18 protein-coding genes are annotated in these 22,243 nt (G+C 64.6%); 7 read left to right on the top strand and 11 right to left on the bottom strand.

The features are described 5' to 3' along the window. Window position 1: 1 nt before the first annotated feature. From bamJ to ACDI39_RS21395, 5 genes are all read right to left on the bottom strand, one after another. Complete coding sequence (gene bamJ / locus ACDI39_RS21415) at window positions 2–619, bottom strand: BamJ family beta-barrel-assembly machinery protein (protein WP_225790578.1); 618 nt, start codon at window positions 617–619, stop codon at window positions 2–4. Window positions 620–706: 87 nt separating this feature from the next. Next, window positions 707–1,012 (bottom strand): DUF6482 family protein, encoded by a 306-nt coding sequence (locus tag ACDI39_RS21410; protein WP_225790579.1) that lies wholly within the window; start codon window positions 1,010–1,012, stop codon window positions 707–709. A gap of 138 nt (window positions 1,013–1,150) precedes the next feature. Further along, the gene (locus ACDI39_RS21405; protein WP_225790580.1) at window positions 1,151–1,639 is read right to left on the bottom strand and encodes a TIGR00645 family protein; all 489 of its coding nucleotides are present in this window, start codon (window positions 1,637–1,639) and stop codon (window positions 1,151–1,153) included. 239 nt (window positions 1,640–1,878) lie between these two features. Beyond that, complete coding sequence (locus ACDI39_RS21400) at window positions 1,879–2,217, bottom strand: PA4575 family protein (protein ID WP_225790581.1); 339 nt, start codon at window positions 2,215–2,217, stop codon at window positions 1,879–1,881. A gap of 160 nt (window positions 2,218–2,377) precedes the next feature. After that, window positions 2,378–4,816: a Lon protease family protein gene (locus tag ACDI39_RS21395; RefSeq protein WP_225790582.1), complete on the bottom strand. Its 2,439-nt coding sequence runs from the start codon at window positions 4,814–4,816 to the stop codon at window positions 2,378–2,380. 257 nt (window positions 4,817–5,073) lie between these two features. On the opposite strand from ACDI39_RS21395, the gene ACDI39_RS21390 reads away from it, so the two are divergent. The 3 genes from ACDI39_RS21390 to ACDI39_RS21380 all read left to right on the top strand — a co-directional run bounded on the left by ACDI39_RS21390 (window position 5,074) and on the right by ACDI39_RS21380 (window position 8,107). Continuing rightward, entirely contained in the window at window positions 5,074–5,562 is a 489-nt protein-coding gene (locus ACDI39_RS21390; RefSeq protein WP_225790583.1) for a DUF3015 domain-containing protein, read from the top strand. 78 nt (window positions 5,563–5,640) lie between these two features. Next, window positions 5,641–7,494: an Lnb N-terminal periplasmic domain-containing protein gene (locus tag ACDI39_RS21385; RefSeq protein ID WP_253081686.1), complete on the top strand. Its 1,854-nt coding sequence runs from the start codon at window positions 5,641–5,643 to the stop codon at window positions 7,492–7,494. A 112-nt stretch (window positions 7,495–7,606) separates the two neighbouring features. Further along, window positions 7,607–8,107, top strand: a complete 501-nt coding sequence (locus ACDI39_RS21380; RefSeq protein ID WP_225790585.1) for a GreA/GreB family elongation factor — start codon at window positions 7,607–7,609, stop codon at window positions 8,105–8,107. An 11-nt stretch (window positions 8,108–8,118) separates the two neighbouring features. Here ACDI39_RS21380 and gdhA read toward each other — a convergent pair whose 3' ends face one another. The 3 genes from gdhA to ACDI39_RS21365 form a co-directional block, all read right to left on the bottom strand. Next, window positions 8,119–9,459 carry an NADP-specific glutamate dehydrogenase gene (gene gdhA, locus ACDI39_RS21375; protein ID WP_225790586.1) on the bottom strand — a complete coding sequence of 447 codons (1,341 nt, stop codon included), beginning with the start codon at window positions 9,457–9,459 and terminating at the stop codon, window positions 8,119–8,121. Window positions 9,460–9,719: 260 nt separating this feature from the next. Then, window positions 9,720–11,387, bottom strand: a complete 1,668-nt coding sequence (gene ettA, locus ACDI39_RS21370) for an energy-dependent translational throttle protein EttA (RefSeq protein ID WP_225790587.1) — start codon at window positions 11,385–11,387, stop codon at window positions 9,720–9,722. A 208-nt stretch (window positions 11,388–11,595) separates the two neighbouring features. Further along, window positions 11,596–11,967 (bottom strand): hypothetical protein, encoded by a 372-nt coding sequence (locus ACDI39_RS21365; protein WP_225790594.1) that lies wholly within the window; start codon window positions 11,965–11,967, stop codon window positions 11,596–11,598. A 265-nt stretch (window positions 11,968–12,232) separates the two neighbouring features. Here ACDI39_RS21365 and ACDI39_RS21360 point away from each other — a divergent pair, with 265 nt between their 5' ends. The 3 genes from ACDI39_RS21360 (at window position 12,233) to ACDI39_RS21350 (ending at window position 18,264) form a co-directional block, all read left to right on the top strand. After that, entirely contained in the window at window positions 12,233–16,063 is a 3,831-nt protein-coding gene (locus tag ACDI39_RS21360) for a sensor domain-containing protein (protein ID WP_486537020.1), read from the top strand. A gap of 198 nt (window positions 16,064–16,261) precedes the next feature. Beyond that, window positions 16,262–17,515: a serine hydroxymethyltransferase gene (gene glyA / locus ACDI39_RS21355; protein WP_486537018.1), complete on the top strand. Its 1,254-nt coding sequence runs from the start codon at window positions 16,262–16,264 to the stop codon at window positions 17,513–17,515. Between the two features lie 194 nt (window positions 17,516–17,709). After that, window positions 17,710–18,264 (top strand): hypothetical protein, encoded by a 555-nt coding sequence (locus ACDI39_RS21350; RefSeq protein ID WP_225790590.1) that lies wholly within the window; start codon window positions 17,710–17,712, stop codon window positions 18,262–18,264. Window positions 18,265–18,306: 42 nt separating this feature from the next. Here the strand turns inward: ACDI39_RS21350 and yjiA are convergent, their stop codons facing one another. From yjiA to ACDI39_RS21335, 3 genes are all read right to left on the bottom strand, one after another. Next, window positions 18,307–19,278 carry a GTPase gene (gene yjiA, locus ACDI39_RS21345; protein WP_486537017.1) on the bottom strand — a complete coding sequence of 324 codons (972 nt, stop codon included), beginning with the start codon at window positions 19,276–19,278 and terminating at the stop codon, window positions 18,307–18,309. 79 nt (window positions 19,279–19,357) lie between these two features. Continuing rightward, the gene (locus ACDI39_RS21340) at window positions 19,358–19,555 is read right to left on the bottom strand and encodes a YbdD/YjiX family protein (protein ID WP_027918412.1); all 198 of its coding nucleotides are present in this window, start codon (window positions 19,553–19,555) and stop codon (window positions 19,358–19,360) included. 17 nt (window positions 19,556–19,572) lie between these two features. Then, the gene (locus ACDI39_RS21335) at window positions 19,573–21,639 is read right to left on the bottom strand and encodes a carbon starvation CstA family protein (RefSeq protein ID WP_486537016.1); all 2,067 of its coding nucleotides are present in this window, start codon (window positions 21,637–21,639) and stop codon (window positions 19,573–19,575) included. Between the two features lie 168 nt (window positions 21,640–21,807). Between ACDI39_RS21335 and ACDI39_RS21330 the strand changes: the two genes are divergently transcribed. Continuing rightward, window positions 21,808–22,173, top strand: coding sequence for a PilZ domain-containing protein (locus tag ACDI39_RS21330; RefSeq protein WP_225790513.1), 366 nt, complete (start codon window positions 21,808–21,810; stop codon window positions 22,171–22,173). The last annotated feature ends 70 nt before the right edge of the window (window positions 22,174–22,243 follow it).

Genomic DNA, 22,243 nt, shown 5'->3' with positions numbered 1-22,243 from the left:
ATTACAGAACGTCGAGCAGCTCGACGTCGAACACCAGCACGCTGTGCGGCGGGATGCTGCCAACGCCCTGGGCGCCATAGGCCAGCTCGCTCGGCACGTACAGGCGCCACTTGCTACCGGCGTTCATCAGTTGCAGGGCTTCGGTCCAGCCCGCGATCACGCCGCCGACCGGGAACTCGGCCGGCTGGCCGCGCTCGTAGGAGCTGTCGAACACGGTGCCATCGATCAGGGTGCCGTGGTAGTGGGTGCGCACGTTGTCCTCGCGGGACGGCTTGGCGCCCTCGCCGGTGTTCAGCACTTCGTACTGCAGGCCCGACGCCAGGGTAGTGATGCCTTCGCGCTTGGCATTCTCGGCCAGGAAGGCCTTGCCGGCGGCAGCAGCGGCTTCGGCCTTGGCTGCGGCCTCGGCCTGCATCAGGTCACGGATGACCTTGAAGCTGGCCGACAGGTCGGCTTCGCTGACACGGCTGTCGGCACCGTTGAAGGCATCGCTCAGACCGGCCAGGATGGCCTCCAGGCTGACGCCCGGCGGCGGGTTGTCACGCAGCTGGCCGCCCAGCTGACGGCCGATGCCGTAGCTGACGCGGGTTTCGTCGGTGGACAGGTTGAGTTCGGACATTGGCTTGCTCCGCTGCAGGGCGCAATGAAGCCGCGCCCTTGATGAAAAGGGCGAGCAGCCTAGCACACTGGGGCTGCGCCAGGCAGCTTACCAAGCCGAACGCTGGGAAATCGGCACCTTGAGGTCGTCGTCCGACTGCACGCTCATGCCACACATTTCGTCCTGCACCGACCAGTGCACCAGGTTCATCGACAGCATCGGCAGCGATTGCAGGAGGTTGCGCGCATCTTCCACGCAGTGCACCCGCAGTCGCTGTCCACGGTTGTCGGCCAGGGGATGGGCACGGCCCTTGACCCGCGCCTCGAGGAGGTAGTCGCCACCTTCGATGGCGATAAGGTTGAGTTCATCGACATGGCCGGCCCTGGCCTCGACGTTGAGCTGATGCAGGTTCATGGGCGCACCTCGCTACGGGAACCACGCATGTCCGATCATTTTTCGTACAGCTGCCGGGAAAGCACAAGCCATGAACGCGACCGCCCGTCCGTTTCGCAACGGACGGGCGGTGGAGGGCTCGCCGGGGTCGGCCAGCGGTCAGTGCTTGGTGACCTTGTCCAGGTAACCCATGACGAACGCCGAGATGACGAAAGTCATGTGGATGATCACGTACCACATCAGGTAGTCGGTGGAGATGTTCTGGGCATCCATGAACACCCGCAGCAGGTGGATCGAGGAAATCGCCACGATGGAGGCGGCGACCTTCATCTTCAGCGAGGAGGAGTCCATCTTGCCCAGCCAGTTGAGCTTCTCCTTGTTGTCGTCGATGTCCAGCTGCGAGACGAAGTTCTCGTAGCCGGAGATCATCACCATCACCAGCAGGCCGCCGACCAGCGACATGTCGATCAGCGACAGGATGACCAGGATCAGGTCGGCCTCGCTCAGGGAAAAGACATTGGGCAGGACGTGGATGACTTCCTGGAAGAATTTCAGTGCCAGCGCCAGCAGGCCCAGGGACAGGCCGAAATAGATCGGGGCGAGCAGCCAGCGCGAGGCATACATCGCATTTTCGAGGATACGTTCCATGGAGGATAGGGACTCGTCAGAAGGCTAGAAAAGCGAGCGCGAGTATAAGCAAAAGACCGACATCTTGCATTGCGCGGACTTGCCCCGATGCCGGTCGGTCAAGCGGTAACGGGGCTGCCTTGCAGCCCATCGCCGGCAAGCCGGCTCCCACAGGGGCCCGCGCCGTTCACGAATCTGTGCATGCCGGCTTGCCGGCGATGGGGCATGAAGCGGCCCCCTTGGCAGCGGACAGCGCCTGCTCAGGTCTCCGGATGAAACTGGTAATCCCCCAGGTTGCGACAGCGCTCGCCATTGATCCGGCGCAACTGCGCCTGCAGGTGCAGGCACCAGATCTGCGGATCATCGGCGACCTGGTAGCCATGCAAGGTGAGGCTGTCGACGATGGCATTGAGCACCGACTCGGCCACCAGCGGGCCATGGAACGGGCCCTGGGCCTTGATCGCAGAGGGTTGTTCACCGGCCATGCCGGCGGCGAAGAGCAGCGTCCACATGCCGTTGTCACCGGCCAATGGACGAATGCTGCATTCGATGCGGGTCACCAGGCCCAGGCACTGGCGGGTGAGGCTGAGGTTGCGCATGGCGGCGTCCCCTCTGTGAAGCCTTGTTCAGCCTGAACCTCAGGCTGTCTCCATCCTGAACGCTGATACCGTCCTTAAAAACCAGCATAGAAGACCCGCGCCCAGGCTGGAAAACCGGCGCTGAACGGTAGCACATGGCCGCCAGCGCCGTTTTATTGACTCAGGCAGGCTTGGCCTGGGCCAGCGCCTCCTCCAGCCGCTCTTTCTCCGCCTCCTTGATGTCTTCCTCGCTGACCATCTCGGCGATCTCGCGCAGGCGCTCCACCACCCGCGCATTGACGCTGCCCTCGGGGAACTGGCCCTGCGCGTCCGGCGCGCCGGCCTCCTCGCCCACCAGCAGGCTCAAGGCCTCGTCGGCCTGGCTGACGGCATAGACATGGAAACGCCCGGCCTCGACCGCCCGCAGCACCCGCTCGTCGAGCATCAAGGTGGCGACGTTGGCGCGCGGAATGATCACGCCCTGCTCGCCGGTCAGCCCGCGTGCCTCGCACAGCCGGAAGAAGCCTTCGATCTTCTCGTTGACGCCCCCCACTGCCTGCACCTCGCCGAACTGGTTGATCGAGCCGGTGATAGCGAAACACTGCTTGAGCGGCGTGCGGGACAACGCCGAGATCAAGGTGCAGACCTCGCCGAGCGAGGCGCTGTCGCCGTCGACGTAACCATAGGATTGCTCCAGGGCGATGCTCGCCGAGATCGCCAGGGGGAACTCCTGGGCGTAGCGGCTGCCCAGGTAGCCGGTGAGGATCATCACCCCCTTGGAGTGGATCGGCTGGCCGAGGTTGACCTCACGCTCGATGTCGACGATCCCGCTGCCGCCCGGGTAGACCGTGGCGGAGATTCGCGCCGGCATACCGAACGCCGAGTCGCCGACCTCGAGCACGGTCAGGCCGTTGCACTTGCCGATGGCCGCCCCTTCGGTGTCGATCAGGATGATCCCGGCGAGCATGTCGTCGAGCACCCGCTGGGACACCCGCCCGGTGCGCGTGGCCTTGGCCTTGAGCGCCCGCTCGATGTGCCCGGCATCGGTCATTTCGTCGCTGGCCAGTTGGCGGATGAAGTCGGCTTCGCTGACCAACTGGAACAGGTCGCCGATGCGTGCCGACAGGCGCGACTGGTTTTCCGCCAGGCGAGCGCTGTAGGTGGCCAGCCGCGCCACCGCGTCGCTGGTCAGTGGGGCCATGCCCTCTTCGTTGGTGCGTGTGCGAAGCAACTGGGCGAACTGCTCCAGGTTCTCTTCGACCAGGGGCATGTCCTCGTCGAAGTCCACCAGGACCCGGAACATCTCCTGGAAGTCCGAGTCGTGGTCCTGCAGGGCGTAGTACAGCTGGCGCGAACCGATGATCACCAGCTTGACGTTGAGCGGGATCATCTGCGGCGTCAGGGTCACGGTGGCGACCCGGCCCAGTTCGCCCAGCGGCGACTCCATCTTCAGCTTGCGCGACTGCAAGGCGCGCTTGAGGGCGTCCCAGACGAAGGGCTCGCCGAGCATCTTCTCCGCCTCGAGAATCAGGAAGCCACCATTGGCCCGGTGCAACGCGCCTGGGCGCAGCTGGCGGTAGGAGGTGTACAGCGCGCCCTGGTCGGTGCTGTATTCGATACGGCCGAACAGGTTGTCGTAGGTCGGGTGCGGCTCGAACACCACCGGCGCGCCGCCGTTGGCGTGGTGGCCGACCACCAGGCTCGGCGCGTACTGCTCCTCGAGCATCTTGCGCGCCACGGCGTCAGGCTTGCTGTCGTCGACCAGTTGCTCGACCACGGTGCGCAGCAGGTTCAGTTGCACCGATTGCAGGTAGGCGCAGACCGCCGCGTTTTCCGCGTACTTCTCCGACAACGGCGCCAGCAGCGGCTGCAGAGACAGGGTGATGGTCTCTTCGTTGAGCTGGCGCAATTGGTTGTTCGACTCGCGTTTCCACTGGGGCAAGCTGGCCAGTTCCTCGTTGAGGCGCTCCTCCAGCGCGGCGATGTCTTCGTGGAAGCGCTCGCGGACTTCCTCGGGCAACTGGGCGAACTCGGCCTCGTCCAGGGCCTTGCCGTCGCTCATGGGGGTGAAGGCGACATTGCTGGCATCGCGGTACAGGGCCACGTCCTTTTCCAGCGAGGCCCGCTCGATCACGTCCAGGGCACGGTCATAGCGCTGGTTGAAGGCGCGATCGATGGCCCCTTTCTTCTGCTGGTAGGTGGGGTGCTCGAACACCGCCGGGAAGGTGGCCAGCAGGTTGTCGATCAAACCGTTCATGTCGGCGATGAATTCGCTGGCGCTGCCGGCCGGCAGCTCCAGGGCGCGGGGCTCGCGGGTCTCGTCGAAGTTGTTGACGTAGACCCAGTCGGCCGGGGTCTGCTGGCGCTTGCCCTCGGCCTTGAGGTAGCGCTTGACGAACGAGAAGCGCCCGGTGCCGGGCTCGCCCATGACATACACGTTGTATCCGGGGCGCGGCATGGCCACGCCGAACTGCAGGGCCTCGACGGCACGCTCCTGGCCCAGGACCCCTCGGAACGGCTCCAGATCGTCGGTGGTGGAAAAAGCGAACTGCTCGGCGGAGAAACGCCGGGTCAGGGCTTCGGGCGCAAGACGCAGGCGCGAGGCGACAGGATCGGGCATTGGGTTTCCTTACTTCGGCGGGGCGGATGAAAGGCATTCTGGCGCCGCCAACGCGCTGCTTGCAAGGCTTGCCGGGACTTTATGTCGCAGTCCAACCCCAACGATTTCGCAAGCAATTTTTCGCAATAAACAACGCAACCTTTGGATCGTGCCTAAACTCCAACCTGCGCGGGTGGGCGTATTTGCTTTCCCGACCTGGCAACCGGCTTGCCAGAACCCTGACCATTGGTACGTCTACTGAGAAAGAGAACAACGCTATGAAACGGATTCTTCTGGGTACTCTGTTCACCGCAGTTTCGATCAATGCCATGGCAGAAGCGCCTGGCGGACCCAACTGCGGCTGGGGCAACCTGCTGTTCGAGGGCCAGCGCGGCACACCGGCCCACTTCCTGGCATCCACCACCAACGGCACGTCCGGCAATGCGACCTTCGGCATGACCTCGGGCACCAACGGCTGCTCGACCAAGGCGGCCCTGACCTACGGCGGCAAATCCTGGTTCGCCATGAACGGCATGATGAACGAACTCTCCGAAGACATGGCCAAGGGCCAGGGCGAAGCCCTGACCACCTATGCCGTGGTCCTGGGCGTGGCGCCCGAAGACCGCGCGCACTTCGCCACGGTCACCCACCAGCACTTCAGCGAGATCTTCAGCAGTGCCGACGTGACGGCCGAAACCGTCCACAGCAACACCCTCGCGGTCCTCAAGAGCGACCCGCGCCTGGCCAAGTACGCCACCGAGGCCTGAGTCCCGCCTGTCCCGCCCCGATACCGGGGCGGGTACGGCTCATCCACCTTCGGCATCATCCAGACGTAGTTGCCCGACATGCTCAAACGCCTCGCCTCCCTGGCGCTCATCGCCAGTGCCCCGCTTCATGCCGCGCCGCAGCTCGACCCGGCACGCCTGCAACAGTTGGCTTCGACCCCCTACTGGATCGCCCTCGGCCACTACGAGACCGGCACGCTCGGCGGCTGGCGCAGCTATGTGGACGATGACGCCTTCTTCCTCGCCGAGGACGGCGCCCATCACCCGGACCGCGAACTGCAAGCCACGGTGCAGGCGCTATACGCCCCGGCCAGCCTGGGCGACAAGCATGCCCAGTGCGTCTTTCCGGCGCGCACCCGCTGGCTGCGTGAGCAGCTCGCGCTGAACGACCTGCCGCAGCCGGACTGCCAGGAATACACCACCTGGTACCGCGCCATCGACCCGCACAGCACTGTGCTGGTGTTTCCGGCGGCCTACCTGAACAGCCCCTCGTCGATGTTCGGCCATACCTTGCTGCGCATCGACCAGGCCAATACCCGCAGCGACGACACCACGCTGCTGAGCTACGCGATCAACTTCGGTGCCTACATCGAGGGCAGCGACAACAGCATCCTCTATGCCTGGAAAGGCTTGATGGGCGGCTATCCGGGCCTGTTCGCGCTGATGCCCTACCAGGAAAAGCTCTCCGAATACCGCAGCCTGGAGAACCGCGACCTGTGGGAATACCAGCTGGACCTGACACCGGAGGAGACGGGGCGCATGGTCGAGCACGTCTGGGAGCTCAAGCAGATCCAGTTCGACTATTTCTTCTTCGACGAGAACTGCTCCTACCGCCTGCTGGAACTCCTGCAGGTGGCGCGCCCTGGCCTGGACCTGACTTCACAGTTCCCGTTGACCGCCATTCCCACCGACACGGTCAAGGCCGTCAAGCAGTCCGGCCTGGTCGCCAGCGTACGCTATCGGCCGTCCCGCGAACGCGAACTGCTGGCCCGCGCCGAGCCGCTGGAGCATGACGAGAAACGCCAGGTGCTGGCCATCAGCGCCGACACCGACCAGTTGCAAAGCCCCGAGTTCACTGCCCTGCCCCGCGAGCGCCAGGCGCTGGTACAGGACGCGGCCTACCGCCTAGAGCGTTACCGTGCCAACGGCCGGGAACGCGACCCGGCCCAGGCCAGGCGCAGCTTCGAGCTGCTGCGGGCGATCAATCGCAACCCACCGCCGCCCCTGGAGATCGAGCGCCCGGGCCTGCCCGAGAACGGCCACCAGTCGCGCACCTGGCAGTTGGGTGTGGGCACCCGCGACGACCGCGCCTATGCCGAATACGGCCTGCGCATGGCCTACCACGACCTCAACGACAACGCCTACGGCTTCCCCCTCGGCGCGCAGATCGAGATCCTCCAGCTCAAGCTGCGCCAGTACGAGGGCAACGACTGGCAGGTACAACGCCTGGACCTGGCGACCATCCGCTCCCTGACCCCGCGCAACGAACTGCTCAAGCCCTGGTCGTGGCAGGTTGCCGGTGGCCTGGAGCGGGTGCCGGGCAAGCACGACGACGAGGTGCTGGTCAGCCACGTCAATGGCGGTGCCGGCGGAACCTGGCAGTTGGCCGATGGCCTGCTGGGCTTTGCCCTGGGCACGGTGCGGATCGAACACCACAACGACTTCGCCCAGTTCGTCGCACCGGCGGCGGGTTTCAATGGCGGGCTGTTGTGGCGCAATGGCCTGGGCAACATGACCCTGGAGGCCAAGGGCGACTATTTCGCCAATGGCGAAGTGCGGCGCAGCCTGAGCCTCAACCAGCAGTGGGAGATCAACCGCGACCTGGGGCTGAGGCTGAGTGCCCGGCGCACCTTCAGCCAGTTGGCCACGGCGCAGAACGAGGTGATGCTGGAGTTGAAGTGGTATCACTACTGATGGGGCTGCCTCATGGCTGACAGGCCATCGCTGGATGGCAAGGAAGTCGCAATCGGACAACCCTTGAAACTCGCAACCTGCCATCATGGTCTGCTGCACAAGGAGGCCTTCCATGAGCCGAGCATTCGTCAACGAGGATCAGGCCGCCGCCCAGGCCAACCAGCCGGTGGAGCGCCGGGTCAGCGACCAGCCCAACTACGTCACGGCCAAGGGCCTGGCCCAATTGCAGCAGCGCCTGGCCGAGCTCAATGCGCTACGCAGCGAGCTGCAGGCCCAGGGTGAACACGCCGACAAGCAGCGCCTGGCCGATGCCGAACGTGACCTGCGCTACTTCGGCGCGCGCGTGCAGAGCGCCCAGGTGGTGCCCGCCGCGACCTCGCGGGACAAGGTGCAGATCGGCAGCCGGGTGACCTTCGTCGATGAACAGGACCAGGAACACAGGGTTCAACTGGTGGGAGAGGACCAGGCCGATGCCGCGCAGGGCCTGGTCAACTGGGGATCGCCCCTGGGCCGCGCGCTACTGGGCGCCGGCCCCGGCGACGAGGTGCTGTGGCGACGACCTGCCGGCGATCAGCTGATCGAGGTCATCGCCATCGAGGCGCAGGACGAGTAGCCCGCAGGCTACTAGACCACTCCCTGGGCCAGCATGGCATCGGCGACCTTGACGAAACCGGCGATGTTGGCGCCCTTGACGTAGTTGATGGAGCCGTCGGCTTCCTCGCCGTAGTGCACGCAGGCGTGGTGGATCGACTGCATGATGTTGTGCAGCTTGCTGTCCACTTCGCCAGCGGTCCACAGCAGGCGCATGGCGTTCTGCGACATCTCCAGGCCCGAAACGGCCACGCCACCGGCGTTGGAGGCCTTGCCCGGGGCATAGAGGATGCCGGCTTCCAGGAAGATATCCACAGCCTCGAGGGTCGTCGGCATGTTGGCGCCTTCCGCCACGCAGATGCAGCCGTTGCGCAGCAAGGTGCGGGCATCCTCGGCGTCCAGCTCGTTCTGGGTGGCGCACGGCAGGGCGATGTCGCACGGCAGGCTCCACGGGGTCTGGCCCTTGCGGAACTCCAGGCCATACAGGCTGGCCAGCTCGCTGATGCGGCCGCGCTTGACGTTCTTGAGTTCCATCAGCGCTTGCCACTGCTCGTCGGTCAGGCCGGCTTCGCAGAACAGGGTGCCTTCGGAGTCGGACAGCGAGATCACCTTGCCGCCCAGGTCCATGACCTTGCGTGCCGCATACTGCGCGACGTTGCCGGAGCCGGAGATGGCCACGCGGCGGCCGTCGATGCGCAGGTCGCGGCGTTTGAGCATTTCCTCGGCGAAGTACACGCAGCCGTAGCCGGTGGCCTCCGGGCGGATCAGGCTGCCGCCGTAGGTCATGCCCTTGCCGGTCAGCACCGACGTGAACTGGTTGGCCAGGCGCTTGTACTGGCCGAACATGTAGCCGATCTCGCGGGCGCCGACGCCGATGTCACCGGCAGGCACGTCCAGGTCGGCGCCGATGTGGCGATACAGCTCGCTCATGAAGGCCTGGCAGAAGCGCATGACCTCGGCATCGCTCTTGCCCTTCGGATCGAAGTCCGAGCCGCCCTTGCCGCCGCCCATGGGCAGCGAGGTCAGCGAGTTCTTGAAGACTTGCTCGAAGGCCAGGAACTTGAGCACGCCCAGGTTGACCGACGGATGGAAGCGCAGGCCGCCCTTGTATGGGCCGATGGCGCTGCTCATCTGGATGCGGTAGCCGCGGTTGACCTGGACCTTGCCCTGGTCATCGACCCAGGACACGCGGAACAGTACCGCCCGCTCCGGCTCGACCATGCGTTCGAGGATGCCGGCCTGCAGGTAATGGGGGTTGGCTTCGAGGAAGGGCCAGAGGCTGCGCAGCACTTCTTCGACGGCCTGGTGGAACTCGGGCTGGGCCGGGTCGCGCTGCTTGAGGCGGGCCAGGAAATGGTCGACGGATTCGATCATGGTAGACATCTCACCAAGAGGGATTTGGACTTATTTGGTTTTTTCTGGAATGTACCAAGAAGCAATCGCACTGGAATAGGGCGCAATGTCGTTTTTTTGAATTTTTTTGGTGCGTTTTATATAAATGTATACAAAACGTGCGTTTCCTGCTGGCGGCTCCGCCCTCTTCGCGTCGGCGCGGCGCCAAGATGCCAGCCCCGTTTCGAGCCGGCACAAAAATGGGGCCATGAAGGCCCCACTATCGTGCAACCCGTTGCGGGTTACTGCGCCAGCTTCTTGTGCCGTACCCGGTGCGGCTGGGCGGCAGCATCGCCCAGGCGCTTCTTGCGATCGGCTTCGTACTCGGTGTAGTTGCCCTCGAAGAACACCACGTTCGAGTCGTCCTCGTAGGCCAGGATGTGCGTGGCCACGCGGTCCAGGAACCAACGGTCGTGGGAGATCACGATGGCCGCGCCCGGGAAGTCCAGCAGGGCTTCTTCCAGCGAACGCAGGGTCTCGACGTCGAGATCGTTGGACGGTTCGTCGAGCAGCAGGACGTTGCCACCCTCCTTCAGCGTCAGGGCCAGGTGCAGACGGCCACGCTCACCACCGGAGAGGTCCTTGACGAACTTCTGCTGGTCACCGCCCTTGAAGTTGAAGCGGCCGACGTAGGTGCGCGACGGGATCTCGTAGCTGCCGATGCGGATCATGTCGGAGCCATCGGAAATCTGCTGGAACACGGTCTTGCCGCCGTCCAGGTCGTCGCGGCTCTGGTCGACGCAGGCCAGTTGCACGGTTTCGCCGATCTCGATGCTGCCCGAATCCGGCTGCTCCTTGCCCATGATCATGCGGAACAGGGTCGACTTACCGGCACCGTTGCCGCCGATCACGCCAACGATGGCGCCCTTGGGCATGGAGAACGACAGATTGTCGATCAGTACACGGTCGCCATAGCCCTTGGTGACGTTCTTGAACTCGATGACCTTGTCGCCCAGGCGCGGGCCTGCCGGGATATAGATCTCGTTGGTCTCGCTGCGCTTCTGGAACTCTTGCGACTGCATCTCCTCGAAGCGCGCCAGACGGGCCTTGGACTTGGACTGGCGGGCCTTGGCGCCTTTGCGCACCCACTCCAGTTCTTCCTTCATGGCCTTCTCATGGGCGGTCTGCTGCTTGGATTCCTGCTCCAGGCGCGCCGACTTGGCTTCCAGCCAGCCCGAGTAGTTGCCTTCGTACGGGATGCCGGCGCCGCGGTCCAGCTCGAGGATCCAGCCGGCGACGTTGTCGAGGAAGTAACGGTCGTGGGTGATCGCCACCACGGTGCCGGGGAAGTCGTGCAGGAAGTGCTCCAGCCAGGCCACCGAGTCGGCGTCCAGGTGGTTGGTCGGCTCGTCCAGCAGCAGCATGTCGGGAGCCGACAGCAGCAGGCGGCACAGGGCCACACGGCGCTTCTCACCGCCAGACAGGTGCTCGACCTTGGCGTCCCACGGCGGCAGGCGCAGGGCGTCGGCGGCGACTTCCAGCTGACGCTCCAGGTTGTGGCCATCGGCGGCCTGCAGGATGGCTTCCAGCTTGGCCTGCTCGGCGGCCAGCTTGTCGAAGTCGGCATCCGGCTCTGCATAGGCGGCGTAGACCTCGTCCAGGCGAGCCTGAGCGTCCTTGATCACGCTCACCGCTTCCTCGACCACCTCGCGGACGGTCTTGTTCGGGTCCAGTTGCGGCTCCTGGGGCAGGTAGCCGACGTTGATATCGGGCATCGGACGGGCTTCGCCGTCGAACTCCTTGTCGACGCCCGCCATGATCCGCAGCAGGGTCGACTTGCCCGCGCCGTTGAGGCCGAGCACACCGATCTTCGCGCCTGGGAAGAACGACAGGGAGATGTTCTTCAGGATTTCCCGCTTCGGCGGCACGACCTTGCTCAGCCGATGCATGGTGTAGACGTATTGAGCCAAAACCAAGCCCTCTATAGATAGGTAAAGACATCGACGCTCGCCTGGCGGGCGCCAGGGGGATGCGTTTACGGGGTGTCATTGAACAAAGTGGGCCATTCTACGCCAAGTGGTGGCGTTGACCAGATGGGGCGCCGAAGCGCCGCTCCCACACCAGGACACTGTGGAAGCGGGCAAAGCCTGCGGTCGGGGACGAAGCCCTCGCCAGGCCTCAGACGTGGGCCTGTTTCACCTTGCCCCGTGGCAGGCGGCAGCGCTCGGATTGCCCGGCCAGGCGAGCGGCCCAGGCGGCCTTGACGCTGAAACCGCCGGAGCGGGCAGGTTTGCCGGTAGCCGCTGCGGCCGGCTTGGGCGCAGGCTTGGCGGCAGACGCCACGACCGGCTCGGCAACGGCCTTGGCGGACTTGCGCAGTTCAGCCAGCGACGGGCTCTTGCGCACATTGGCGGCGGCCGGGTCGGGCTTGGCCAGCGAACGCTGGCAGGACTTGCAGGATACGTCATCGGCCACGGCAGTGCTGACCAGGGTCTGACTGCTGCGCCCGCAGGCGGAATCGAGGCCATTGGTGGAATAATGGGTAACCAAACCGTACATCTCCGATGCGTTGACTATGAAGCGGCGGCATTCTCGCACAGGTCGCAGGGACTTGCCGAACGAGGATCAGCGGTAGCGACCACTGGCAGCAGACACAGCCGCTGGCACTTTGCCATAATTGGGGGCATGCTAGTCGGTGACTAGCTGCAAGCTGCAAGAAAAAGCAGATTGGCGTAGAGGCTGCTTTGGCTTTTGGCTTGCAGCTTGCCGCTTTGTCTCACCCCTGCCATCGCCAGCCCAATCGCAGGACCATCGCTTGACCGATCTTACCCACCCGTCATCCCTGCGCCCTGCCCTGCCTGCGTCGAGCAGCGCCCTGCGCGGCTCGCTCAAGGGCACGCTGGCCCTGCTGGCCTTGGTCCTGCTGGGGTTGCTGCTATGGCAATTGTTCGCCCAGTTCCGTCACACCCAGGCCGACCTTCGCCAACGGAGCCTGGCGACGAATGCGGAACTGGCCGACCACCTGACCCTGAACATGGCGCTTCAGGCCCAACAGGCGGTGAACCTGCTGCAACCCTACATCGAAGCGCCGACACCGGCGGCGCTGCCCTCGCTGCTGCAGACCCTGCAGCAGCGCCTGCCCGGCCTGCACCACGTGGCCTGGCTGGGCAGCGCCGGGCAGGTCAGGCGCGACAGTCTCGCGAACACCCCCGACCGTCAACTGATCGCCGAGCTCCTGCAACTCAGCCAGGGACGTGCATATTTCTTCAGCGACGCCGCAGACAGCCGCCAGGTCTACCTGCTGCTGCGCCAGCCGGCCGAACAGGATCGCGGCTACTGGCTGTTGCGCCTGTCCAACGACTACTACAAGACGCTGACCCACCGTCTGGAAGGTGCGGGCCATCCCCTGTGGCTGCTGGAAAGCAGCCGCAGCGGCGAGGTGCTTGCGCGCAACAGGCCTACCCTGCTCAGCGACGAGCCCCTGCAAAGCGTGATGCTGGCCTTGCTCGACAACAGCACCTGGCAACTGCGTGGGCTGTTCGATGCCGGCCTTGCCCGAGAGACGCTGCTGCCGGCGCTGATCGGCAAGTGCCTGTTGGTGCTGGTCTGTGCCTTGCTGCCGGTGCTCGCCCTGATCAACATGCGCCGCCGCCAGCGCGCCTTGCAGGAAGATCACCGGCGCTACCAGGAGATCTTCGAGGGCACCGGCGTGGCGTTGTGCGTGCTCGACCTCTCCAGCCTGCCCGGCCAGCTCGACCGCTACCACCTGCGCAACCGCGCCGCCCTCAAGCAGAGCCTGGCCCTGGACGGCAGCCTGCGCCGCTCGCTACTGCAGGAACTGAAGATCACCGAGATCAACCAGGTCGCCCGGCAACTGCTCAACGTCGAATGCAACGAAGGCGCCTGGCAGCGCCTGATCGCAGGCAGCGGCGAGGGTCGCGACAGCATCGGCATGCAGCTGATCGACGCCCTGATCGAGCAACGCCCCCTGCTGGAACTGGAAGTCTGCCTGCCCGCGCCCCTGGGCGGCGAACTGCACCTGTGGCTGATGGCCCGCCTGCCCCAGCAGCGCCGGGACTACCAGGCGGTGATCCTGAGCATCAGCGATATCACCAGCCGCAAGCAGGTCGAGCTGTCGCTGCTTGAGCGCGAGAGTTTCTGGTCCGATGTGGTGCGCACCGTCCCCGACCAGTTGTACGTGCAGGACGTGCAGAGCCAGCGGATGATCTTCAGCAACCGCCACCTCGGCCAAACCCTCGGCTACGACCGCACCGAGCTGACACAGATGGGCGACCGCTTCTGGGAACTGTTGCTGCACCCGGAGGACAGCGAGCACTACCACGCGCTGCGCCGCCAACAGCGCGACACCGGCCACAGCGACTCCTTGCACTGCCAGTTGCGCTTTCGCCACCGCGATGGCAACTGGCGCTGCTACGACATCCGCGAACAGGTGCTGACCCGCGATGCCGACGGCCTGGTCACCCGTATCATCGGCGTGGGCAAGGACGTCACGGTGCAGATCGAGGCCAGCGAGTCCCTGCGCGACAGCGAACAGCGCTATCGCATGCTGGCCGAAAGCATCAGCGACGTGATCTTCTCGACCAACAGCCAGTTGCAACTCGATTACGTCAGCCCTTCCGCGCAAGCCGTGCTGGGCTACCCGGCCGAGTGGTTCTTCCAGCACGGCTGGCAGTCGGTCATCGCCAACCCGGCCCAGCTCACCGGCCTCTACAGCCTGATGGAGCGGGTCAGCAAGGCCCTGGGCGACAGCGAACAGCTGGCCCAGCTGCGCAGCCAGCTGCCGACCCAGATGTTCCTGTTCGACTGCCTGCGCGCCGATGGCCGCAAGATCCCCATCGAACTGCGCCTGGTGCTGGTGTGGGACGAGCACGAGTGCTTCGAGGGCCTGCTCGGCGTCGGCCGCGACATCAGCCAGCAGCGCCGCGCCGAGAAGGACCTGCGCATGGCCGCGACGGTATTCGAACACTCGACCTCGGCCATTCTCATCACCGACCCGGCCGGCTACATCGTCCAGGCCAACGAGGCCTTCAGCCGCGTCAGCGGCTACGCGGTCAGCGAGGTGCTCGACCAGTTGCCGGGCATGCTCACGGTCGATGAACAGCAGGACGCGCACCTGCGCTATGTGCTCAAGCAACTGCACCAGCGTGGCAGCTGGGAAGGCGAGGTATGGCTCAAGCGGCGCAACGGCGAGCCGTATCCAGCGTGGGTCGGCATCACAGCGGTGCTCGACGAGGAAGGCGACCTGGCCAGCTATGTGTGCTTCTTCACCGACATCAGCGAACGCAAGGCCAGCGAGCAGCGTATCCACCGCCTGGCGTACTACGACGCATTGACCCACCTGCCCAACCGTACTCTGTTCCAGGACCGGCTCCATACCGCCCTGCAGCAGGCCGAGCGGTACAAGGCGTGGGTGGTACTGATGTTCCTCGACCTGGACCGTTTCAAGCCGATCAACGACTCCCTGGGCCACGCGGCGGGCGACCGCATGCTCAAGGACATGGCCCAGCGCCTGTTGGCCTGTGTCGACGACGACGATACCGTGGCACGCATGGGTGGCGACGAGTTCACCCTGCTGCTGCAACCCAGGGCGAGCCGCGAGATGGCCTTGAACCGCGCCATCCACGTGGCCGAGAACATCCTCGGCAGCCTGGTACGGCCGTTCGTCCTGGAGGGCCGCGAGTTCTTCGTCACTGCCAGCATCGGCATCGCCCTCAGCCCGCAGGATGGCAGCGAGCTCAGCCAGTTGATGAAGAACGCCGACACGGCCATGTACCACGCCAAGGAGCGCGGCAAGAACAATTTCCAGTTCTACCAGGCCGACATGAACGCCAGCGCCCTGGAGCGCCTGGAGCTGGAAAGCGACCTGCGCCATGCCTTGGAGCAGAACGAGTTCATGCTCTACTACCAACCGCAGTTCAGCGGCGACGGCAAGCGCCTGACCGGTGCCGAGGCGCTGCTGCGCTGGCGCCACCCGCGCCGCGGCCTGGTACCGCCGGGCGACTTCATCCCGGTGATCGAGGAGCTGGGCCTGGTGGTGGATGTCGGCGACTGGGTACTGCGCGAGGCCAGCCGCCAGCTCAAGGCCTGGCACAAGGCCAGGGTGCGGGTGCCGAAGGTGTCGGTGAACATTTCGGCGCGGCAGTTCTCCGATGGCCAGTTGGGCACCCGCATCGCCACCATCCTGGAGGAAACCGGCCTGCCGCCGGCCTGCCTGGAGCTGGAGCTGACCGAAAGCATTCTGATGCGCGAGGTCAACGAGGCCATGCAGATCCTCGACAGCCTGAAGAAGCTGGGCCTGAGCATTGCGGTCGACGACTTCGGCACGGGTTATTCATCGCTCAACTACCTCAAGCAGTTCCCCATCGACGTGCTGAAGATCGACCGCACCTTCGTCGACGGCCTGCCCGAGGGCGAGCAGGACGCGCAGATCGCCCGGGCGATCATCGCCATGGCCCACAGCCTGAACCTGGCGGTGATCGCCGAGGGCGTGGAAACCCATGAGCAACTGGAGTTCCTGCGCGAGCACGACTGCGACGAAGTACAGGGCTACCTGTTCGGCCGGCCGATGCCGGCCCACCAGTTCGAAGCGCAATTCAGCAACGAGACGCTGTTCGTGTTTCAGTGAGCTGCAAGAAAAAGCCGTGCGCGCCGCCGATGAGGCAGATGTCCCACAGGTTCAGCAGCGACCCCTCTTGTAGCTTGCAGCTCGCCGCTTGGTCGTCGTGAATTCCATTGGTCCGCGACATGACGCCTCTTCATATGCCAGGCCAGGGCCAATGGGTTAGAATGCCCCCCCAATTCAGCCCGATCCTTGAGGACCGCCATGTTCAGCCGTGATTTGACCATTGCCAAGTACGACGCCGAGCTCTTCGAAGCCATGCAGCAGGAAGCTCAGCGCCAGGAAGAGCATATCGAGCTGATCGCTTCGGAAAACTACACCAGCCCGGCCGTCATGGAGGCCCAGGGTTCGGTACTGACCAACAAGTACGCCGAAGGCTACCCGGGCAAGCGCTACTACGGCGGTTGCGAGCACGTCGACGTGATCGAGCAACTGGCCATCGACCGCGCCAAGCAACTGTTCGGCGCCGACTACGCCAACGTCCAGCCGCACGCCGGCTCCCAGGCCAACGCCGCCGTCTACCTGGCCCTGCTGCAGGCCGGCGACACCCTCCTGGGCATGAGCCTGGCCCACGGCGGCCACCTGACCCACGGCGCCAGCGTCAGCTCCTCCGGCAAGCTGTACAACGCCGTGCAGTACGGCATCGACGCCAACGGCCTGATCGACTACGACGAAGTCGAGCGCCTGGCCCTGGAGCACAAGCCGAAGATGATCGTCGCCGGCTTCTCCGCCTACTCCCAGGTCCTGGACTTCCCGCGCTTCCGTGAGATCGCCGACAAGGTCGGTGCCTACCTGTTCGTCGACATGGCCCACGTGGCCGGCCTGGTCGCTGCTGGCATCTACCCGAACCCGGTCCCGTTCGCCGACGTGGTCACCACCACCACCCACAAGACCCTGCGCGGTCCGCGTGGCGGCCTGATCCTGGCGCGCAAGAACGAAGAGATCGAGATGAAGCTCAACTCCGCGGTCTTCCCGGGCGCCCAGGGCGGTCCGCTGGAGCACGTCATCGCCGGCAAGGCGATCTGCTTCAAGGAAGCGCTGCAGCCTGAGTTCAAGGCCTACCAGCAGCAAGTGGTGAAGAACGCCCAGGCCATGGCCGGCGTGTTCATCGAGCGTGGTTTCGACGTCGTCTCCGGCGGCACCCAGAACCACCTGTTCCTGCTGTCGCTGATCAAGCAGGACATCACCGGCAAGGACGCAGACGCTGCCTTGGGCCGAGCCTACATCACCGTGAACAAGAACTCGGTACCGAACGACCCACGTTCGCCGTTCGTCACCTCGGGCCTGCGCATCGGCACCCCGGCCGTCACCACCCGTGGTTTCAAGGAAGCCGAGTGCCGCGAGCTGGCCGGCTGGATCTGCGACATCCTCGCCGACCTGAACAACGAAGCGGTGATCGACGCCGTGCGTGAGAAGGTCAAGGCCATCTGCAAGAAGCTGCCGGTGTACGGCAACTAAATTGGCGATTGCCTGATGTGAGAAGCCCGGTCTAGTACCGGGCTTTTTGATTGTGGACACAACCCCATCGCTGACGGCTGAACGCTCTCGCTCACGAGACTGGCCGAGCAAGGCCAGGAATGAACGGATTCCCGCTGCGCCCAGTACTCATGACCACCTTAAGGTAGGCATCCATCACCCCGAGGAGATGCGTCATGCCAACCCACCGCCAGCTATCGTTCATTGCCGAAATCAGCAGCCAGGGTGCTGATCTCAACCTGCTTGAAACCTTGCTGGGCAAGCCTGCCAAAGTCATCCTTCCCGGCACGGGAGGCGGCGTCTTCAGTGGACGCTTCAACGAACGGGACGACTCGCACCTGCTCTGTCACCAAGCAGCCTCTGTGCCCCAGCGCCCCATGAAGGTCTATTTCCGTCATACGGACAAAGGCTACACCTTGTCCGTCCACTCGCCAGGCAATCACTTCGGCAAGTGTCTCTGTCGAGACGACAACGGGGCCATTGCCGTATACAGGCCCGAAGATGTCACGCCTTCCTACTTCGAGATGGTAGGTCCCCAGGGGGAGATCACCCTGACGGATAAGCCCATCAACCCACTCATCTGCCTGCTGCGTGAACGAAGCTCCGGCAAATGCTTGCATCGCCAGCGGCGGCATGACTCCAAGCACATGTACCTGTTCGCCAAGCACGACCAGTTTCTGCCGATCAGGATCAATATCCTCGAATATAAAAATGAGCCGGACGAAGGCTGACTAACCGCCCTGGTGCAGAGGCGACCCAAGCCCACGAGGCCATTAGCTCAACGCAGCGAATCCTTCCCGGATCGTCTCCTCCGGCAGTTCATCGCCAATGAACACCATCACGCTTTCCCGCACCTCTCCTTCAGCCCACTCGGTATCCCAGTCGAAGCCATACAGCTTGAGCACGCCCTGGAATACCAGGCGACGCTCTTCGCCGGCGATGTTCAGCACGCCCTTGTAGCGCAGCAGCTGCTTGCCGTGGTTTTCCAGCAACTCGTTCATGAAGTCACTGAGACGGTCGATGTCCAACGGCGTCTCGCTACGCAGCACCAGGGTGGAGATACGGTCCGGCGTGGCAGGCTTGAGGACTGGGCGCAGGGCTGGCTTGAGGCTGCCACCCAGGTCGGTGTTGAGGTTGAACCCGCGCACGTCGAGCAACTCGGCCAGGTCGATGCGGCCGTGTTCGACCACACGGATCGCGGCGCGACCGTTGATGCGGGCCAGGCGCTCCTGCAGGGCCTCGACGGCGTCAGGCTCGACCAGGTCGGTCTTGCTCAGCAGCAGGCGGTCGGCGAAGCCCACCTGGGCCTGGGCGATGGCCTGGGTCAGGTGCAGCTCGGCATGGGCAGCATCGACCAGGGTGATGATGCCGTCGAGGATATAGCGCTCGCGCAGCTCCTCATCGATGAAGAAGGTCTGCGCCACAGGTGCCGGGTCGGCAAGGCCGGTGCACTCGATCACCAGGCGGTCGAAGGCGATCTCGCCGGCGTCCAGGCGTTCGAGCAGCAGGTACAGGGCACGGGTCAGGTCGCCGTGGATGCTGCAGCATACGCAGCCGTTGGCCAGGGTCATGACCTGCACCGGCTCGTCGCCCAGCAATTGGCTGTCGATGCCGGCCTCGCTGAACTCGTTCTCGATCACAGCGATCTTCAGGCCGTGCTCGGCCTTGAGCATGTGCTTGAGCAAGGTGGTCTTGCCGGCACCGAGAAAGCCGGTCAGGACAGTAACGGGAATGGGCGTTTGCACGCAGTTGCCTCCATGAAGCCGAAAATGACTGTGGGAGCCAGGTTACCCGGGCTCCCACAGGTTCATGCATGTCGCGGGGTCAACAACACTTGGGCCCGGACTTGCCACCGTAACGGGCTTCCTGGCGCTCCCTGAAGAACGCCTCGTAGCTCATCACCGGCTTGTCCGGATGCTTGGCCTGCATGTGCTCGACATAGTTGTCGTAGTCGGGCATGCCGACCATCAGGCGGGCTGCCTGCCCCAGGTACTTACCCAGTCGCCCCAGGTCGTTGAACATCGCGGTATTCCTCTTCGTTACGCGTCAGGCAGCGCCTGGAACGGGGTTTCCTTGTCGGTGCGCTCCTTGCGGCCCAGGGCGGCGAAGCCGACCTTGATGGCGAAGAACAGCACGCTAAACACCACCACCAGGAACAGCACGGTCAGGCCCGCGTTGGTGTAGGCATTGAACACCACGTGCTGCATCTGCGCCAGGTCCTTGGCCGGCGCCAGTACCTGGCCGGCGTCCAGCGCGGTGCTGTACTTGTTGGCCAGGGCCAGGAAGCCCACCGCCGGGTTCGGGTCGAACAGCTTGATCAGGCCCGCGGTGGTGGTGCAGATCAGCAGCCACACAGCCGGCAGCAGGGTGACCCAGACATAGCGCTGGCGCTTCATCTTGATCAGCACCACGGTGCCGAGCATCAGGGCGATACCGGCCAGCATCTGGTTGGAGATGCCGAACAGCGGCCACAGGGTATTGATGCCGCCCAGCGGGTCGATCACGCCCTGGTACAGCAGGTAGCCCCACAGGGCCACGCAGCCGGCGGTGCCGATCAGGTTGGCGCCCCACGACTCGGTGCGCTTGAGCGCCGGGATGAAGCTGCCCAGCAGGTCCTGCAGCATGAAGCGCCCGGCGCGGGTACCGGCGTCCACCGCGGTGAGGATGAACAGTGCCTCGAACAGGATCGCGAAGTGGTACCAGAAGGCCATGGTGTTCTCGCCCGGCAGCACCTGGTGGAGGATCTGCGCGATCCCCACGGCCAGGGTCGGCGCACCGCCGGCACGGGCCAGGACGGTGTGCTCGCCGATGTCGCGGGCGGTCGCCTCGAGCTGCTCGGGGGTGATGGTGAAGCCCCAACTGCTGACGGTCTGCGCCACCGACACGACGTCGGCACCGACCACCGCGGCCGGGCTGTTCATGGCGAAGTACACGCCCGGCTCGATCACCGAGGCGGCGACCATGGCCATGATGGCGACGAACGACTCCATCAGCATGCCGCCGTAGCCGATGTAGCGGGCGTTGACTTCGTTGTCCAGCAGCTTGGGCGTGGTCCCCGAGGAGATCAGCGCGTGGAAGCCGGACACCGCGCCACAGGCGATGGTGATGAACAGGAACGGGAACAGGGTGCCCTTCCAGACCGGGCCGGTACCGTCGGTGAACTGGGTCAGGGCCGGCATCTTCAGCTCCGGCGCGATGATCAGGATACCGATGGCCAGGCCGACGATGGTGCCGATCTTGAGGAAGGTCGACAGGTAGTCACGCGGCGCCAGCACCAGCCAGACCGGCAGCACGGCGGCGACGAAACCGTAGCCGACCAGCATCCAGGTGATCTGCACGCCGGTGAAGGTGAACGCCTTGCCCCAGACCGGATCGGCGGCCACCTGGCCGCCCAGCCAGATCGACAGCAACAGCAGGACCACGCCGATGATCGAGATCTCGCCGATGCGGCCCGGGCGGATGTAGCGCATGTAGATGCCCATGAACATCGCGATCGGGATGGTCGCCATCACCGTGAACATGCCCCACGGGCTCTCGGCCAGGGCCTTGACCACGATCAGCGCCAGCACCGCGAGGATGATGATCATGATCAGGAAGCAGCCGAACAGGGCGATGGTGCCCGGAATCCGGCCCATTTCCTCGCGGACCATGTCGCCCAGCGAACGGCCGTTGCGGCGGGTGGACAGGAACAGGACCATGAAGTCCTGCACGGCGCCAGCCAGCACCACGCCGGCGATCAGCCAGAGCGTGCCGGGCAGGTAGCCCATCTGCGCGGCGAGCACCGGACCGACCAGGGGGCCGGCGCCGGCGATGGCGGCGAAGTGGTGGCCGAAGAGGATGTGCTTGTTGGTCGGGACGTAGTCCAGGCCATCGTTGTTGAGGACCGCCGGGGTGGCCCGACGCGGGTCGAGCTGCATCACCTTGGTGGCGATGAACAGGCTGTAGTAGCGGTAGGCGACCAGGTAGATGGCCACGGCGGCGACTACGATCCACAAGGCATTGATCGCCTCGCCGCGACGCAGGGCGACCACACCCAGCGCGCAAGCGCCTATGACCGCCAGCGCCAACCACGGAATGTGGCGTAGCAGGCTATTATTGTTGTTCATGGTTCACTTCCAGCTGGTGGATTGGAAAAAGACCGCCCACCGAGTCTAGGGCGTGTCATCGCGCATTGCCATACTTGCTTTGATCTAGAGCCTCCGCGGCCCGTCAGCGGTACCTGATGCACAGACACAATCAACTATAGTCAGGAAGCACCCCCGGAGGGTCTAGCCATGAGCGAACACGACGAACGCCGCCGCTTCCAGCGCATCGACTTCGACGCCCCCACCGAGCTGCGCCAGGGCACACGGCGCTGGCCGGTGAAACTGCTCGACCTGTCGCTCAAGGGCCTGCTGATCGAGCGTCCCGAGCCGTGGGATGCCGACCTGACCCAGGATTTCGACGCCATCATCCATCTCGACCCGCAGACCCGTGTACAGATGCAGGTGGAATTGCGTCATGAAGAACCCACCCGGCTCGGCTTCATCTGCCTTTATATCGACATCGATTCGATGACCCATTTGCACCGTCTTGTGGAACTGAACGTCGCCGACAGCACCGAAATGATGCGCGAGCTGCGCGAACTCATCGAATATTGATATCTCTTAGCCAGCTAACATTCTTCCCGCCATGTGTTTCCTGTCTACCCAGACAGCTTTCTGTTGGGTA

This window comes from Pseudomonas sp. Tun-23181 (assembly GCF_057415455.1).
Note: the sequence above shows the minus strand (reverse complement) of the source record. Positions and strands in the feature narration are given on the sequence as shown.